Genomic DNA, 15733 nt, shown 5'->3' with positions numbered 1-15733 from the left:
GTATACTAATATATAGACTTAAATTTGGAAATGAGGTGACTGCGTTGGCTCATATTATTGCCGTGACGAACCAGAAAGGCGGCGTGGGCAAGACGACGACCAGCATTAATCTGAGCGCCTGTCTGGCAGACTGCGGCAAGCGTACATTATTGGTGGATCTGGACCCCCAGGGCAATGCGACGAGCGGTCTGGGTATCGATAAAGAAAGCCTTTCCGGCAATTTATATGACTGCCTGATTGATGGCGTACCGATGGAACAGGTATTGCAGAAGACGGCAGTGAAAAAGTTGTCTGTCATTCCGGCGACGATGGATGTAGCCGGGGCAGCCGTAGAACTGGTCAATATGGATAAACGGGAACAGGTATTGAAGCAGGCGCTGTCAGATTGTCTGGAAGCGGCGAAAAAGCCCTATGACTTTGTTCTCATCGATTGTCCCCCCTCACTGGGGCTTCTGACCATCAATGCTCTGGTGGCATCGGACCAGGTACTGATTCCCGTGCAATGTGAGTTTTATGCACTGGAAGGTCTGGCCCAGCTGATGCAGACCGTCGAGATGGTACGGGATAATATGAACAGCAGCCTGCGTCTGCTGGGACTGCTGCTCACTATGTTTGACGGCCGTACGAACCTGTCTCTGCAGGTTGCCGAAGAAGTAAAAAAATACTTCAGCGGACAGGTGTTCCGCACGATTATCCCGCGCAATGTACGGTTGGGAGAAGCTCCGAGTCATGGGGAGCCTATCACCGTGTACGACCCTCATTCTCGCGGTGCGGAAGTGTATCGAAAATTAGCCAGAGAGGTGATTCGCCGTGTCGGTTAGGAAAAAGGGACTTGGCAGTAATGCCATCCTGGGAAGCCGGCTTCAGGCACTGGGATTAAAAGAAAAAAAAATAGATGAAATAGATAAGGCTGCTTCTGGTGACGGAACGATGCCGGCGGAACTGGATATTTCGGCCATTGTGCCCAATCCTCATCAGGCGCGGCGTGAGTTTGACAGCGTGGCATTGGAAGAATTGTCCTCCTCTATCCGCCAGTATGGGCTGATCCAGCCGCTGGTCGTACAGAAGAAGCCTGATGGCACGTACGAACTGGTGGCGGGAGAACGGCGCCTGCGGGCTGCGAAACTGGCCGGCCTGAAAACGATTCCTGCTCTGGTACGGGAGTATACACCCGATGCGGCTGCCGAAGTGTCACTCATTGAAAACCTGCAGCGGGAAAATCTGAATGTCATGGAAGAAGCAGCGGCATATGACATGCTGATCCATACGTTCGGACTGACGCAGGAAGAGGCAGCACAGAAAGTGGGCAAGAGCCGTCCCCACGTAGCCAATATGATACGCCTTTTGAAACTGCCTGACGAAATATGCCAGTTCCTCCGCGATGGGACACTGTCTATGGGACAGGCCCGCCCCCTGCTTCAGCTTGCCGATGAAGATCAGCAGCTGGCGGCAGCCGGACAGATTATCCGCCAGGGATTATCGGCACGGCAGTGTGAAGCCCTCGTGGCCCGTATGCTGCAGGGTGGCACGGACAAGGGACCGAAAGAACCCGATGCCTATCTGGAAGCCATGCAGGACCGAATTAAAATGCATCTGGGGACTAATGTTTCTATTCATTTCAACCGGAAGAGGCAAAAGGGGAAAATCGAAATCTCCGTAGCGTCGGAAGCCGAATTTGAACGGCTTCTGGCTCTTTTGACAGAAGAAAAGACGGGAGACGGCACGGAAACGCCATCTTCTTTTACAGTTTAGAAAAAAATCCTGGAAAGCGGTTGTTTTTTAGAGTTCTTTTGTGTAATATAAGATACAGACTTTTTTTGTAATACTGCAGGAGGAAAGACATGTTTTATGGATTAGACTGGCAGCTTATTTATCTGGCTGCCGCCGGCGCTGTGGGAGTGCTGTTGCTGCTGCTGATCATCTACATTGGCATACTGACCCACCGCATGGGCAAACTCAAAGAAAAATATGAGTTTTTTATGCAGGATGAAACGGGCAAAAGTGTAGAAGCCAAGCTGCATGAAGATGTTGCCCGGCTGCACGATTTGCAGGATTCACTGGAACTCATCCACAAGACCCAGAAAGATATCATGGCCGTGCAGAACCACTGTTTCCGCAAAATCGGCTTTGTCAAATACAATGCCTTTGACAATATTGGCAACAATCTGAGTTTTGCCTTTACGGTGCTCGACGGCAAGAACGACGGTTTCTGTCTTTCCAGTGTTTACGGTCGTAACGAATCCCGCATTTTCGCCAAGCCGATCGTCGATGGCAAGTGCCTGTATGGCATGAGTGAAGAAGAAAAAGAAAGTCTGGATAACGCCCTGCAGTATACGGGTACGCTGGATACGGTACAAAAGGATTAAAGAGGGGACTATATTTGAATTTTCAGGATTTTCTTGCGCGTTTGAAACAACGTGCTGCTGGTATGGCCGGCCATGCTTCCTGCCTCAGGCGTACAGAGCCGCTGGTCATCACACCGGGACAGTATAAAAAGATACTGGCAGCGGTCATCGCAGGCGTTGTCGTCATTGCTGCCGGACTGTGCATCGGTATATATGAATTTATTTCGCTGCAGTACATGAAGGAACAGAACGCGCTTCACGAACAACAGCTGGAACTGATGCGGGAAAAAACGGCATCGCTCCAGGAAAAAATGGATAAGATGGATGCCCTCGACCAGGAGCTGCGGCAGATGGTCAAGGGGGCAGGTACGGGTGACAGCCCAAAAGGTGAAGGTGGCGTAGCAGGACAGCAGAAGAAATCACCGGACGTTTCTCATGCTGACTACAACGACCTGCTCCATGCCACCTCCCGGCTGGAAACCAAAACAAATGCCCGCATCATCAGTTTCATTACGCTTAAGACCGTGCTCAGTGATACGGCCGGTCAGCAGGTCCGGGAGATGCAGCAGATTTCCAAGAAATACCAGGCTTCGAATTATCCGTCTATCTGGCCGGTCAACGGTACGATTACGTCGAACTTCGGCTACCGGGGCAATCCCATTGGCGGTGGTACCGGCTATCATGAAGGACTGGATATTGCCGTCGATTACGGGACACCTGTACGGGCTACGGCTTCGGGAAAAGTCACCATGGCCGGATGGGTCGATGGCTATGGCAATCTCGTAGAAATCGACCACGGCGGCGGATTCGTTACCCGCTACGGCCACAATTCGATGCTTCTGGTCGTCGTAGGCCAGGAAGTCAGGACGGGCGATATCGTCGCTCTGGCAGGCAGTACGGGACGCAGTACGGGGCCGCATTGCCACTATGAAGTACGAGTCAACGGCACTCCGACGGATCCGTTGCTGTTTTTACCATAATTCATCATAGGAAGATAAAACAGGGGGGAACGGATGGACGGGACCGCCCTGTTTTTTTTATGAAAAGGAGACACATGCTATGAAACGTATCAGCACCCTGCTGGCGGCAGGCCTATGCCTGCTGTCCCTGGCTTTCCTGGCCTCAGGATGCAGCAAACAGGCACCACAGGCCGTTCAGCGCCAAGAAGTGCTGATTGGCACCAATCTCTCCCTCACCGGCCCTGGCGAAGCATACTGCCGTTCAACAGAACAGGGGGTAGAGCTGGCCAGGGATATACTGAATGAGCAGGGCGGACTTCTGGGTAAGGAGGTCAATCTGGTCACGGTCGATAATCATGGCAAGGCTGATGATGCAGCTATGGCGGTGCAGCAGTTATCGACACGCCACGTCAGTGCCATTATCGGTCCCAACATGACAGCCTGTGCGGCGGCAGTCATGCAGCCAGCGGAAGCGCTGCGCATTCCCGTAGTCAGTCCGGCCTGTACTGATCCGGATATTACCGTCGATGCCAAATCGCGGCAGGTATACCAGTATATGTTCCGGGCCACGTTCATCGATCCTTATCAGGCCCGGGCTATGGGCGAATATGCCATGGAAAATCTTCACGTGACCCGGTCGGCTGTCCTATACAACGGAGAGAGCTCTTATTCTAAAGGGCTGGCTGAGTTTTACCGCAGTACCATAGAAGCCCGTGGCGGTACCGTTACGGCATTTGTCGATCTGGCTGATCATGACGGCAATCTGGCGGCGGCACTCGACGCCGTGCGGCAGGATCCGGGCCAGGCCGTGTATGTACCGCTCTATGATAAAAAGGCGCGGGAAGTGATTGTCCTCGCCCGTTCATCCGGTATGACGACTCCTCTTTTGGGGGCTGATGGCTGGAACGGTCCGGCTCTTGCCAAAAACGTGGATCCGGCATACCTGACAAATCTGGTATATACCGACCATTATGCCAATGATGTCCACGAAAAAACGGCAGAAACCTTTGCTGAACGGTATTATGAAAAATACGGAGAATGGCCGGACAGCTATGCGGCGCTGGGCTACGATTCTCTCATGATGATCGCCGAAGCCATCCGCCGCGGTAATTCCGACAAACCGCAGCAGATAGCCCAGGAACTGGCTAAAACGATTGATTTTACGGGAGCGACGGGACACATCATCCTTGACTCCAATCACGATGCCATCAAAGCCGTATTCATCCTCACCTTCTGGGAAGGGGAACCGGCCCTTCTGGAAAAGCAGCCGGCGGTCAATATACAATAGCTGAAAGGCATAGGGCTCATGTAAAATTGCCATACAGATATTCTCAAAAAATATTTACAAATGAGAATTAGGATGATACTATATGCGTAAAGAACAGACTGCACAAGCGGTCGGGCGCAAGCAGCAGGCAGGACCTGCGGGACTACATATAAGTAAGGATATGCGGTTCCGCAGGTCCTGTCTGATTATTTTCATAGACAAAGGAAGTTTTAATTATGACGACAGATGAAATAACACTCAAACGCCGTACGGCTTGTCTTTCCGTACTCAGCAATACTCTTCTGGTAATAGGTAAATTATCCATTGGAATCCTGACTGGCACAGTCAGTCTGATATCCGAAGCCATCCACTCCGGTGTCGATCTCCTCGCGGCTGCCATTGCCTGCCTGGCCGTGCGCAAATCCTGCCTGCCGCCAGATCAGGATCACGACTATGGCCACGGTAAAGTGGAAAATGTCTCAGCCGCCTTTGAATCCCTGCTGATTATCGTGGCGGCTCTGAGTATCCTCTACGAAGCGGTGGGCAAATTTTTCCATCCCCAGGTGCCGGAATCACTGAATCTGGCTATTGTCATCATGCTGGCATCCAGCCTGATCAATGCCATCGTGTCTGCCCGGTTGTATTATGTCGGGGAAAAGACCGGCTCGGAAGCACTGAAGGCTGATGGCATGCATCTGCGGGCTGATGTTTGGACGTCAGCTGCCGTAATGGCCGGTATCTTTCTCATGAAAGTCACGGGCTGGGCTATCCTGGATCCGCTCATCGCCTGCCTCGTCGCTTTGGGGATTCTCCGCGTCGGATACAAGATGTGCCGCCGCAGTTATGACGATTTGACAGACGCGTCGCTCAGTGATGACGAAGAATCGAAAATCGGCCATATCATCATGGAAACTCCGGGAGTCAAAGGATATCATCATCTGCGTACCCGCATTTCCGGATCGGAAACCATTATGGATTTTCATCTGGAACTGGACCGCACACTTCCCCTGTCCCAGGCTCATGCTATTTCCGATAAGGTAGAATCGGCATTGCAAAAAAAATACGGGCCCTGTGATCCTATGATTCACCTGGACCCGAGATAACCGGATATATTCAGATGTTGCAGTACGGAGCGTATCGTACCAGTTCCTGCCGCCAGACTTTCCAGTCGGGCATGAAGCGGTTCATCCAGCCATAAAAACGGGATGAATGATTGCATTCCAGGAAGTGGCATAATTCATGAAGGACGACCTGGTCGATACAGCCATCGGGCATGACCGCCAGATAGGTGTTAAGACTGATCCGCTTTCTGGCCGGCGTACAGGAACCCCAGCGGGAGCGCATCCGCCGAAGGGTGACCGTGGGAAGGGGAACTCCGTATGGCTGGAGCCGGGGATAGATACGGGCTATACTGGCAGCAAATAAAGTACCTGCCTGCTGACGCAGATATTGGTGATAGAGATGGGCCCGTTGGCTCTCTTCATCGCCATGAGACGTTTCCATGTACAGGATGTCTCCTTTTTCATATACCTTTCCAGCAGGGCCGGGGACGACGCGGAGTGTCAGCGGACGGCCATGAATATACAGGACATCGCCGGTATTCAGTCTGAATACCGGCTTTTTTTCTATCTGGGAAAGCGTTTTTACGATGAACGGTGTTTCCCGGAGCAGAAAGGCATCAATCCGGTCTTTGGAGACAAATGAAGGGGCCGATACATGGATGGATCCATCGCGGCGGATGCGGAGATTGATGTTTTTGACAGCTTTCCGGGTCAGTTCATAAGAAAAAGAAAGAGTGCCGTTTTGGAAATGGCATTGGGCAGAACGTGGCATAATGACTCCTTTTGGCAGGTCCGGTATAGAGATGATGTCCGCCCTGCGCTTTTCATACTTCCTCTACTTTATACTGAAATACTCCGTTTGTCCATAGGAGGATAGGTTGCTTTTAACCGTCAGGTGTGGTATGTTGAACGTGATGCCGCGTTATGCGGCTGCTTCTTCTGTAGAAAGGTATGTACATTATGTTAGACTTTACGGCAATTGATTTTGAAACAGCCAATAAATATGCCAATAGTGCCTGCTCGCTGGCGGCGGTTACCATGCATGACGGACAGTGCGTCCGCGAAGGATACACGCTCATTCGTCCGCCCTTTATGGTATTTTCCCCTGATAATGTTCGCATCCACGGCATTACTCCCGACCAGGTGGCACACAAACCTCAGTTTGACCGGCTTTGGCCGTCCGTGCGGCTTCATCTGGAAGGACGCATCCTGGTCGCACACTACGCCGTCTTTGATACGCGGGTCCTGCGCAGTCTTCTCAAAACGTATCACCTGGAAAAGCCACAGGCCTCCTATGCCTGCACCGTCGAAATTTCACGCCGCGTCTGGCCGGATCTGCCCAACCACAAGCTGGATACGGTAGCGAACTTCCTGGGATATACCTTCCACCATCATCAGGCGCTGGATGATGCCCGGGCCTGTGCCCTCATCGTCGTCAAGGCAGCCGAAGCCGTTGGAGCTTCGTCTATGGAAGAACTGCTCGATGCGACGCACCTCAAATTGAAAATACTATAGTGGTGAAACGAAGAGTAATTAATTGGTACGATACCCATCGGTTGTATTAAAAGCTTTAGAATAAATATATTGACTAGTCAATTAAAAAGCGCTATGATATACAATGCTGATTAAATTGACTAGTCAATATAGAGGAGAGGTTGAATTGATGAAAGAAACATTATGGACTCGCGATTTTGTTGCCTTGGTTCTGGCCAACGGCTTTTTATTTGCTGGTTTTCATTTTCTCTTGCCGACGATTACTCTGTATGCAGCCAGTTTAGGGGCGACGGGTGGGGAAATCGGTCTCATTGGTGGCATCTTTGGCTATTCGGCCATCTGCATACGCTTGTTTACCGATGCGGGCGTCCACCATTTAGGAAAAAAGAAATGTCTTTACCTGGGGCTGGCTCTTTCTATTTTAGCGACGGTGTCGTATTATATGTTTAGCAGTATCCACGCCATCGTTGCGGCACGCATCCTTCACGGATTCGGCTTTGGCATGAGCACGACTTTTGCTGCTGCTATCGTCGCCGATATCATCCCGGCCAGCCGCCGCGGCGAAGGAATTGGCTATTTTGGATTGGGAAGTACGGTCATGATGGCACTGGCACCGGCGGTCGGTTTATTTTTACTCAGCGAAATCGGCCCGTCGGCACTGTTTTTTTCGTCTGCTGCCGTTTCTTTTCTGGCTGTTCTGACTGTTGGGTTCTGCCATGCAGGTAGGAAGATACGTCGTGTAGAAGTGATAGAAAAGACATCGTTACGTGATTGCATTTGTGAAACGGGTACGGGCCTTCCTTCTGTTTTGACGATTTTATTTGGAGCCGCCTATGGCAGTGTCAATACGTATATTGCTATGATGGCTGCTGAAGCACATATTGGAAATGCTGGCCTGTTCTTCATTGTGGGGACGCTGTTTGTCTTTATTTCCCGTCCTTTTGGTGGTCGCCTCCTCGACTCCAAGGGAGCCTTCGCCGTCATCGTGCCGGGATCTGTCTCATATTTGATTGGCTTATTGCTCATCATGGCAGCTCACTCGCTGACGGTCTTATTGGCTGCATCTGTCTTTTATGGCTTAGGTGCCGGCCTGCTGCTTCCGGCCCTGCTGACGTGGATTTTGAATATGGTCCGCCCGGAACGGCGCAGTTCCGCCAGTGCGACTTTTTATAATATGCTGGATATTGGTACCAGTACAGGCATCCTCGTCCTGGGTGTCGTTGCCGGGATGGTGGGCTATCGCAACATGTACTGGAGCGTAACGGCTCTCATGATCTGCTTTTCCGTCTTGTTCATGTTCTGCCATTACCATTATGGTAATGATTGCATAGCCAGTCCCAAAGCGGTGAAAAGACCTGTTGCCGATATCCATAAAGATTGAGAGGTATCATGATGGATGTACGAGACCGGCAAGATGACGAACTGGTACGGCAATTATTCTGCACGACCCGGATTTTTTCCCGGACCTTAAATGGCTGTGTAGCTCCTCTGGGGCTGCATAGTTCGGAATGGATGGTCCTGAACCTTGTCCACTTGAACGGAGGTATTGCCCAGGCCGATTTAATCCGCTATTTTAAGGTGGAAGCGGCAGCGATTACGCGCACGTTGAGCCGCTTGGGAAAGAAAGGACTGATATGCCGGCACCCCCGGGAAAAGGGACGGGGTAAGTATATCGAATTGACAGACGCAGGCAGGGATTTGTTCGTCCAGGCGGAACCCTTTGTGATAGCGCACCGGAGACAGGCGTTGCAAGGACTGTCTCCAGAGGAACGAAAACTATTATTGACTTTGTGTGCAAAAGTACAAGCGGCTTTAGACGAAGTATAGTATATATTTTTAGCATATAGGTAGTACATCTATACTGATTTTCCATAGATAGCTTACAAATTGCCCGACGCATGCTTATAATAAAATCAGATATTGCCTATGATGAAAGGGGATTTTTATGATGAAGATTGTCTTATTGGAATCGTTAGGTATCAGTCAGGAATTACTTGATTCGTATGTAAAACCTCTGAAAGAAAAAGGCTATGAATTCGCCGCGTATGAACGCAATGATGACCCGGCCGTCCAGATCGAAGAAGCAAAGGATGCCGATATCCTCATCATCGCCAATATGCCTTTGAAGGCAGAAGTCATCAACGCCTGTCCAAAATTGAAATATATTGACGTGGCCTTTACGGGTGTCGATCATGTTGCTCTCGATGCTGCCAAAGCAAAGGGCATTAAGGTCAGCAATGCATCCGGCTATTCGACTGTTGCCGTAGCCGAATTGACCATTGCCATGATGCTCGATCTGCTCCGCCGCGTACCTCAGGTCGATGCAGCCTGCCGTGCTGGCGGTACGAAAGCCGGTCTCGTCGGCAATGAATTGGAAGGTAAGACAGTCGCTCTTGTCGGTACTGGTCATATCGGCCATCGCGTCGCCGAACTGGTCCATGCTTTTGGTGCCAAAGTTATCGCCTATAACGGATTTTCCCATAAAGCCGATACGGACCTGATTACCTACCTGCCCATGAAAGAAATGATGGAACAGGCCGATATCGTCAGCCTCCATTGTCCGGTTACAGACCAATCGAAGGGCCTGATCAATAAAGAAACTCTCTCTTACATGAAACCGACGGCATTCCTCATCAATGAAGCCCGTGGCCCTGTCGTCGTATCCCAGGACCTGGCAGATGCACTGAACAGCGGTAAAATCGCCGGCGCCGGCATCGACGTTTTTGAAAAGGAACCACCACTGGATACGAATCACCCGCTGCTCCACTCCAAGAACACTATTGTCACGCCGCACGTCGCCTTTGCAACGGTAGAATCCATGGCCAAACGGGCCGTCATCGTCTTTGATAATATCGATGCGTACTTGGCCGGGAATCAGAAGAATATTATTCTCTAAAGAGATACGTTTAGGCAGACGGATGCAGAAATAGCATCCGTCTGTTTTTTTCTTTCTTTTCTATTGTCACAGCCTTTCTGGTATGGTAGTATTTAACAAAGACAAGAAATAATAAACAGTATATACTGTTTCTGTAGTTTTTGAGGAGGCTATTCATATGAGAATGACATTTCGCTGGTATGGCGAAAAAGATGATAATATTACACTGCAGCAGATTGACCAGATTCCCGGGATGGACGGCATCGTCGGGGCGTTATTTGATATCCCCGTCGGCGACGTATGGCCTGTCGAACCGCTGCTTCATATCAAAGAAGAAGCGGCAAAACACAATCTCGTATTCAAAGACCTGGAAAGCATCAATGTCCATGAAGATATCAAACTGGGCCTGCCCAGCCGTGACAAGTATATTGAAAATTACATCCAGTCGCTGAAAAATGCAGCCAAAGCAGGGATTGAAGTCGTCTGCTACAATTTCATGCCGATTTTTGACTGGACACGGACGGACCTGGCCAAACCTCTCTATGACGGTTCGACCTGCCTGGCTTATGACTATCATCTCGTCGCTGGCAAGACGCCCCAGGATATGGCCCGGGAAATCCTGGATAACAGCAATGGCTTTGTCCTGCCTGGCTGGGAACCGGAACGGCTCCAGGAATTATCGCATCTTTTTGAACAGTATGAAGGCATGGATGAAGATGGCCTGCGCAAGAATCTGGCCTATTTCCTGAAAGCCGTCGTGCCCGTAGCCGAAGAATGTGGCATCAAGATGGGCATTCATCCCGATGATCCGCCTATTTCCGTTTTTGGACTGCCCCGCATCGTCAAAAATGAAGCAGACCTTGACAAAATCGCGGCTATGGTAGATAGTGAAAGCAATGGTTTTACTATCTGCACCGGTTCTCTCGGTTCGAACCGCCAGAATGACATCCCCCATATTATCCGCAAATTCGGCCGTCAGCACCGCGTCCAGTTCGTCCATCTGCGCAACGTCCAGGTGCATGAACCGTGGGTATTCAACGAAGTTGCCCACAAATCGGCCATTGGCTCTCTCGATATGTTTGAAATTGCCAAAGCGCTTTATGATATCCACTTTGATGGGCCTATCCGTCCCGACCATGGCCGTATGATCTGGGGTGAAGAAGGACGGCCTGGTTACGGCCTCTATGACCGCGCGCTCGGTGCGAATTATATATGTGGCCTCTGGGATGCCATCAACCGCCTGTGCGGGCAGTTTTAAGGATTTACCTATGAAATTTATTACGTGGAGGGATTGTGTATGTTGCATCTGAACCGGCAGGAAATTGCTGAAAATCGTTCTCTTTGGGAAGAAAAAGGATTTACTCTCTATTCGTTTAATGACAAAGCTGTCATAGAGGAAACAAAAAAAGCGCCGCAATGGCTCCATATCGGCAGCGGCAACCTGTTCCGCGCGTATATCGCTGTCCTCCAGCAGCGCCTTCTCGACCAGGGCCTGGCCCATACAGGCATCATTGCCGCCACGACTCATAATGCGGCCGTCGTCGACGATGTGTTCCGGCCTTATGACAACCTCCATGTCAACGTGACCATGGAAGCAGATGGGCAGTTCGGCAAAGAAGTCATCGGCAGCGTCTGTGAATCGGCAGCCGTCAAAGAAAGCCGACCGGCCGACTGGCAGCGCCTGCTCGATATTTTTACGGCTCCGTCGCTGCAGATGGTCAGCTTTACCATTACGGAAAAAGGGTATAATCTTAAGGACTATGATGGCAACTACTATGACGATGTAGCGTCTGATCTGCAGGAAGGCCCGGCCCACCCGCAGAGTGCCATGGGCAGTCTGACGGCCCTTACCTATGCCCGGTATAAAGCAGGTGTCAGCCCCATTGCCTTTGTCAGCATGGATAACTGCTCTCACAACGGTGAACGGATCCGCCAGGCATTCCTGACTTTTGCCAGAGCGTGGGAAGAAAAGGGATATACCGATGCAGGTTTTACGGCATACATTGAAGAAAAAACGGCTTTTCCCTACAGCATGATCGATAAAATCGTACCGGGCCCGTCGCCGAAAGTACAGTCGTATCTCAAAGAATGCGGCTTTGCTGATACGGAATATATCAAAGCCGGCCGCAGCACCTATGCCCTCTTTGTCAACGCAGCTCCGCAGGAATATCTGGTCATTGAGGACACCTTCCCCAACGGTCGTCCGCCCCTGGAAAAAGCCGGCGTCATCTTTACAGACCGGGAAACGGTCAACCAGTGCGAACGCATGAAAGTAGGAACCTGCCTCAATCCGCTCCATACGGCCCTGGCCGTGTACGGCTGCCTTCTGGGTTATGTGAAGATTTCCGATGAAATCGGCGATCCCCAGCTCAAAGGGCTCATTGAAAAAATCGGTTATGATGAAGGGCTGCCCGTCGTCGTTAATCCCGGCGTCCTCAATCCGAAGGCATTCATCGATGAACTGCTGGAAGAACGGCTGCCCAACCCCAATGTCCCCGATACGCCTCAGCGCATTGCTACGGACACGTCGCAGAAAGTAGGCGTCCGCTATGGTATTACTATCAAAGCCTATGGCGATAAGGCCAAAGACCTGAAATATATCCCTCTGGCCATTGCCGGCTGGTGCCGCTACCTTCTCGGTATAGACGATAAGGGAAATGCGTTTACGCCCAGCCCGGATCCTCTTTTGGAAGATTTGCAGAAGATCCTTGCCGGCGTCTGTTTCGGTCATCCGGAAACGGCCTCAGGGGCGCTGCATCCCATCCTGTCCAACCGCGATATTTTTGGCGGTATGGACCTTTCAGAAGTGGGCCTTGAACCAGTCATCGAAGGCTATTTTAAAGAACTCATTGCCGGTCCTGGCGCTGTCCGTGCCGTCCTGAAGAAATATGTAGGCTGAGTCCTGTCATATATATGTGCTCATACGAAGGAGGAAATGTCATGAAAGCAGTTGTAGTTGAAAAACCGGGCAGTATTGCCGTTGTCGAACGGGATATACCGGAAATTACGGAAACCCAGGTATTGGTAAAAGTGAAAGCTGCCGGTATCTGTGGCTCTGATGTCCATATCTTCCATGGGAAAAATGCCTTTGCAACCTATCCCCGCGTCGTCGGCCATGAATTTGTCGGCGAAGTCGTCAAAGTGGGAAGCCAGACGGAACATATCGCTGTCGGCGACCGGGTAGCCGTCGATCCTGTCGTTTCCTGCGGCCACTGCTATGCCTGCCGGCACGACCGGCACAATGTCTGCTCCAGCCTTCAGGTCATGGGTGTCCATCGCGATGGCGGTTTCCAGGAATACGTCGCTGCCGACTACCGCCAGGCCTATAAGCTGCCTGACAATATTCCCTGGGAAATCGCGGCAACAGTAGAACCGTACTCCATCGGGGCCCAGGTCGCTCATCGCGGCCGCCTCACCGGGGATGACACGGTACTCATCTGCGGTGCCGGCCCGATCGGCCTGATCATTCTCCAGGTTGCCAAGATGAAGGGGGCCAGAGTCGCCATCCTCGACATCGTCGAAAGCCGTCTGGAAAAAGCGAAAGAAATGGGTGCAGATATGGTCGTCAATGGAAAGACGACGGATATAGTCGATGCCATGAAGGAATTCACGAATGGCGAAGGGTTCAACCTCATTTATGAAGCGACGGCTAATACGAAAATCCTGGCTACGTGTATCCGCGACCTGCCCAGCCAGGCCGGCCGTATCGTCGTCCTCGGCTTTACGACACAGGAACTTCCTATCCGCCAGGTAGACATCATGGGACGGGAACTGGAAATCATCGGTACGCGGCTCAATAACCACCGCTTCCCCGAAGTCATCGGCTGGTTCAAAGATGGGAAAGTACAGCCAAAAGAAATCATTACCCATACCTTCCCCTTTGCAAAAGCTGGCGAAGCCTTTGCCTTTAACGACGAACATCCTGATAAAGTGCTGAAAATCATCCTTACCTTTGATTAATTATGCCTGATATGAGATGGAGTCATCACATTACGCTTTTTTGCGTAATGTGATGACTCCATCTTTTTTTTTACGTTACACGCGACACAGGAACTGGCCTTGTCTTTTTGTGGCAGTTACCGTTTATTTTTTATTTATAAAAAGAAGTTATATTACAAATAGGCAATGTTATAGATAAAATGATGAGAAATATGTATGCAAAAATGCGTTGTATTTATTGATTATTCATCATACAGGTGCTAGAATGTTAGTATATCAATGAGGTGCGGATATAAAAGAATATATGTATATACGAACGATAAATCGCAACGTGTCCCAGCATCGTTCAGGTAATGAGGAAAGGAGGAAGAACCGTACGTCTTTGATGAACGGAAAATGAAGCTTACTGTTATTTTATTATGTATCATGAAGGAAAAAAGAAAAGGGAGTGTATCTGTATGAAAATGCCTAAGGCCCATCCTATATCATGGATCCTTTTGCTGGTTACGACCCTGGCCATTCTGGCTACGTCCGTATCCCGTATCATTCTGCCGACCGTTCTGCCGGCTATTATGGAAGAATTTCATTGGAGTGCTACCGAAGTCGGCTTCCTGAATTCGGCTATGTTCATCGGTGCCTTCATCGGTGCTACTTTCTTTGGCATCCTTTCTGACTCTGTCGGTTCCGGCTATAAACGGGGCTGGACCTGGATCTGCTGCATGGTCGTCGCGGCTATCGGAGGCATTCTGACTGCTATGTGTACGACCGTCAATGCTATGCGCGCTGCTCTGGCTGTCCTCGGCATGGGGACTGGCGGTGCTGAACCGGTAAACGTAGCGATTATCGGTGAATGGTGGCCGAAAGAACATCGTGGTTTCGCCATCGGCGTCCATCACACGGGCTTCCCCTTCGGTCAGTTCCTGGGACCTGTCGTCATCAGCTTTATCCTGGCCGTCGGTACCTGGCATGATGCTTTTACCTTTGTTCCCCTCCTGGCCATTCCTATCATCATCCTGCAGCTGATTTTTGGTACGGAAAAAAATCAGAAAAAGGTTTATAAATGGATTGAAGACCATCAGATGACCAAACCGCTCGATGAAGTCGAAGCCGAAGGCAAGAAACCGTCTCTTAAAGAAATGGTCAAAAACGTCGGCGTCTGCCTCCAGAACCGCAACTGTGTCATGGCTATCATCACGATCTTTATTTTCCTCTGGTCTGAAGCGGCTATCACCACATTTATGACCCTGCAGCTGACGACGGTTGCCGGCATCTCTCTGGCGGCTGCTGCTGTCGTTTCGGGTGCTTCCGGCCTGACTGGCTGGATTGGCCAGATTGGCTGGGGTACGGTATCGGATTCTACGGGCCGTAAGTTTGCCCTGCGCATCATCACTGCCGGCTGGATTGTTGCGACCCTGGCCTGCATGTTCATCAATACGGAAATGTCAGCCTGGATGATCCTCATTTTCTGGGGCCTCTTCCGTAATTCGCCATTCCCGGTCATGTATGCCCTGCTCATCGATTCCCTGCCCAAATCGGCCGGCTCCTCTATGGGCCTGATGATTGGTATTGCCCTCGGTCTTTCCGGGTTCTTCGCTGCCCCGACGGCAGGCTGGATTATTGAAACCTATGGGTTTACGGCCCACTACGTCGTACTGGCTATCATGCTGGCCCTGTCCTATATCCCGCTGACTATCATCAAGGAAACGGTACACAAAGATGCAGAAAAGGCAGAAGCATAAAGCTGTCTTCACTATAGGTAAGTACGTGAACGTAAGAAAGGGAGATGTTTTCAC

At 50.8% G+C, this 15733-nt stretch carries 15 protein-coding genes; 14 read left to right on the top strand and 1 reads right to left on the bottom strand.

Going from position 1 to position 15733, the window contains the following annotated elements:
* Positions 1 to 44: 44 nt before the first annotated feature.
* The 6 genes from B2U90_RS09615 (at position 45) to B2U90_RS09590 (ending at position 5674) form a co-directional block, all read left to right on the top strand.
* A complete protein-coding gene (locus B2U90_RS09615) occupies positions 45 to 821 on the top strand; it encodes a ParA family protein (protein WP_059076257.1) in 777 nt (258 codons plus the stop codon).
* Positions 811 to 1752 carry a ParB/RepB/Spo0J family partition protein gene (locus tag B2U90_RS09610; protein WP_234995368.1) on the top strand — a complete coding sequence of 314 codons (942 nt, stop codon included), beginning with the start codon at positions 811 to 813 and terminating at the stop codon, positions 1750 to 1752. The genes B2U90_RS09615 and B2U90_RS09610 overlap by 11 nt, the downstream gene beginning before the upstream one ends.
* Positions 1753 to 1841: 89 nt before the next feature.
* Complete coding sequence (locus tag B2U90_RS09605; RefSeq protein ID WP_059076258.1) at positions 1842 to 2366, top strand: DUF4446 family protein; 525 nt, start codon at positions 1842 to 1844, stop codon at positions 2364 to 2366.
* A 41-nt stretch (positions 2367 to 2407) separates the two neighbouring features.
* Positions 2408 to 3325, top strand: coding sequence for a peptidoglycan DD-metalloendopeptidase family protein (locus B2U90_RS09600; RefSeq protein ID WP_292017660.1), 918 nt, complete (start codon positions 2408 to 2410; stop codon positions 3323 to 3325).
* Positions 3326 to 3404: 79 nt separating this feature from the next.
* A complete protein-coding gene (locus B2U90_RS09595) occupies positions 3405 to 4592 on the top strand; it encodes an ABC transporter substrate-binding protein (protein ID WP_075582468.1) in 1188 nt (395 codons plus the stop codon).
* 215 nt (positions 4593 to 4807) lie between these two features.
* Positions 4808 to 5674: a cation diffusion facilitator family transporter gene (locus B2U90_RS09590; RefSeq protein WP_059076259.1), complete on the top strand. Its 867-nt coding sequence runs from the start codon at positions 4808 to 4810 to the stop codon at positions 5672 to 5674.
* A 10-nt stretch (positions 5675 to 5684) separates the two neighbouring features.
* On the opposite strand, the gene B2U90_RS09585 is transcribed toward B2U90_RS09590, so the two are convergent.
* Positions 5685 to 6404, bottom strand: a complete 720-nt coding sequence (locus B2U90_RS09585; RefSeq protein WP_150824383.1) for a M48 family metallopeptidase — start codon at positions 6402 to 6404, stop codon at positions 5685 to 5687.
* Between the two features lie 188 nt (positions 6405 to 6592).
* Between B2U90_RS09585 and B2U90_RS09580 the strand changes: the two genes are divergently transcribed.
* The 8 genes from B2U90_RS09580 (at position 6593) to B2U90_RS09545 (ending at position 15679) form a co-directional block, all read left to right on the top strand.
* A complete protein-coding gene (locus B2U90_RS09580; RefSeq protein WP_059076261.1) occupies positions 6593 to 7147 on the top strand; it encodes a 3'-5' exonuclease in 555 nt (184 codons plus the stop codon).
* Between the two features lie 148 nt (positions 7148 to 7295).
* Positions 7296 to 8507, top strand: coding sequence for an MFS transporter (locus tag B2U90_RS09575; protein ID WP_292017659.1), 1212 nt, complete (start codon positions 7296 to 7298; stop codon positions 8505 to 8507).
* A gap of 8 nt (positions 8508 to 8515) precedes the next feature.
* Positions 8516 to 8953 (top strand): MarR family winged helix-turn-helix transcriptional regulator, encoded by a 438-nt coding sequence (locus B2U90_RS09570; RefSeq protein ID WP_236699650.1) that lies wholly within the window; start codon positions 8516 to 8518, stop codon positions 8951 to 8953.
* Between the two features lie 121 nt (positions 8954 to 9074).
* A complete protein-coding gene (locus tag B2U90_RS09565) occupies positions 9075 to 10022 on the top strand; it encodes a 2-hydroxyacid dehydrogenase (protein WP_150824385.1) in 948 nt (315 codons plus the stop codon).
* 157 nt (positions 10023 to 10179) lie between these two features.
* Complete coding sequence (uxuA, locus tag B2U90_RS09560; protein WP_059076265.1) at positions 10180 to 11259, top strand: mannonate dehydratase; 1080 nt, start codon at positions 10180 to 10182, stop codon at positions 11257 to 11259.
* A 39-nt stretch (positions 11260 to 11298) separates the two neighbouring features.
* Positions 11299 to 12900: a mannitol dehydrogenase family protein gene (locus B2U90_RS09555; RefSeq protein WP_292017658.1), complete on the top strand. Its 1602-nt coding sequence runs from the start codon at positions 11299 to 11301 to the stop codon at positions 12898 to 12900.
* A gap of 41 nt (positions 12901 to 12941) precedes the next feature.
* Positions 12942 to 13961, top strand: coding sequence for a zinc-binding alcohol dehydrogenase family protein (locus B2U90_RS09550; protein ID WP_292017657.1), 1020 nt, complete (start codon positions 12942 to 12944; stop codon positions 13959 to 13961).
* Between the two features lie 437 nt (positions 13962 to 14398).
* Entirely contained in the window at positions 14399 to 15679 is a 1281-nt protein-coding gene (locus tag B2U90_RS09545; protein ID WP_292017656.1) for an MFS transporter, read from the top strand.
* Positions 15680 to 15733: the final 54 nt, after the last annotated feature.

It is taken from the genome of Megasphaera sp. UBA4233, from assembly GCF_002395615.1.
GTDB lineage: Bacteria > Bacillota > Negativicutes > Veillonellales > Megasphaeraceae > Megasphaera > Megasphaera hexanoica.
The sequence above is the reverse complement of the archived record's forward strand: the minus strand, read 5'-3'. Positions and strand labels throughout refer to the sequence as shown.

Coding starts and splice junctions, on each gene's coding strand:
- B2U90_RS09605 (WP_059076258.1), top strand. CDS start 1,842: ATGTTTTATGGATTAGACTGGCAGCTTATTTATCTGGCTGCCGCCGGC.
- B2U90_RS09575 (WP_292017659.1), top strand. CDS start 7,296: ATGAAAGAAACATTATGGACTCGCGATTTTGTTGCCTTGGTTCTGGCC.
- B2U90_RS09590 (WP_059076259.1), top strand. CDS start 4,808: ATGACGACAGATGAAATAACACTCAAACGCCGTACGGCTTGTCTTTCC.
- B2U90_RS09550 (WP_292017657.1), top strand. CDS start 12,942: ATGAAAGCAGTTGTAGTTGAAAAACCGGGCAGTATTGCCGTTGTCGAA.
- B2U90_RS09565 (WP_150824385.1), top strand. CDS start 9,075: ATGAAGATTGTCTTATTGGAATCGTTAGGTATCAGTCAGGAATTACTT.
- B2U90_RS09580 (WP_059076261.1), top strand. CDS start 6,593: ATGTTAGACTTTACGGCAATTGATTTTGAAACAGCCAATAAATATGCC.
- uxuA (WP_059076265.1), top strand. CDS start 10,180: ATGAGAATGACATTTCGCTGGTATGGCGAAAAAGATGATAATATTACA.
- B2U90_RS09585 (WP_150824383.1), bottom strand. CDS start 6,404: ATGCCACGTTCTGCCCAATGCCATTTCCAAAACGGCACTCTTTCTTTT.
- B2U90_RS09570 (WP_236699650.1), top strand. CDS start 8,516: ATGATGGATGTACGAGACCGGCAAGATGACGAACTGGTACGGCAATTA.
- B2U90_RS09545 (WP_292017656.1), top strand. CDS start 14,399: ATGAAAATGCCTAAGGCCCATCCTATATCATGGATCCTTTTGCTGGTT.
- B2U90_RS09595 (WP_075582468.1), top strand. CDS start 3,405: ATGAAACGTATCAGCACCCTGCTGGCGGCAGGCCTATGCCTGCTGTCC.
- B2U90_RS09555 (WP_292017658.1), top strand. CDS start 11,299: ATGTTGCATCTGAACCGGCAGGAAATTGCTGAAAATCGTTCTCTTTGG.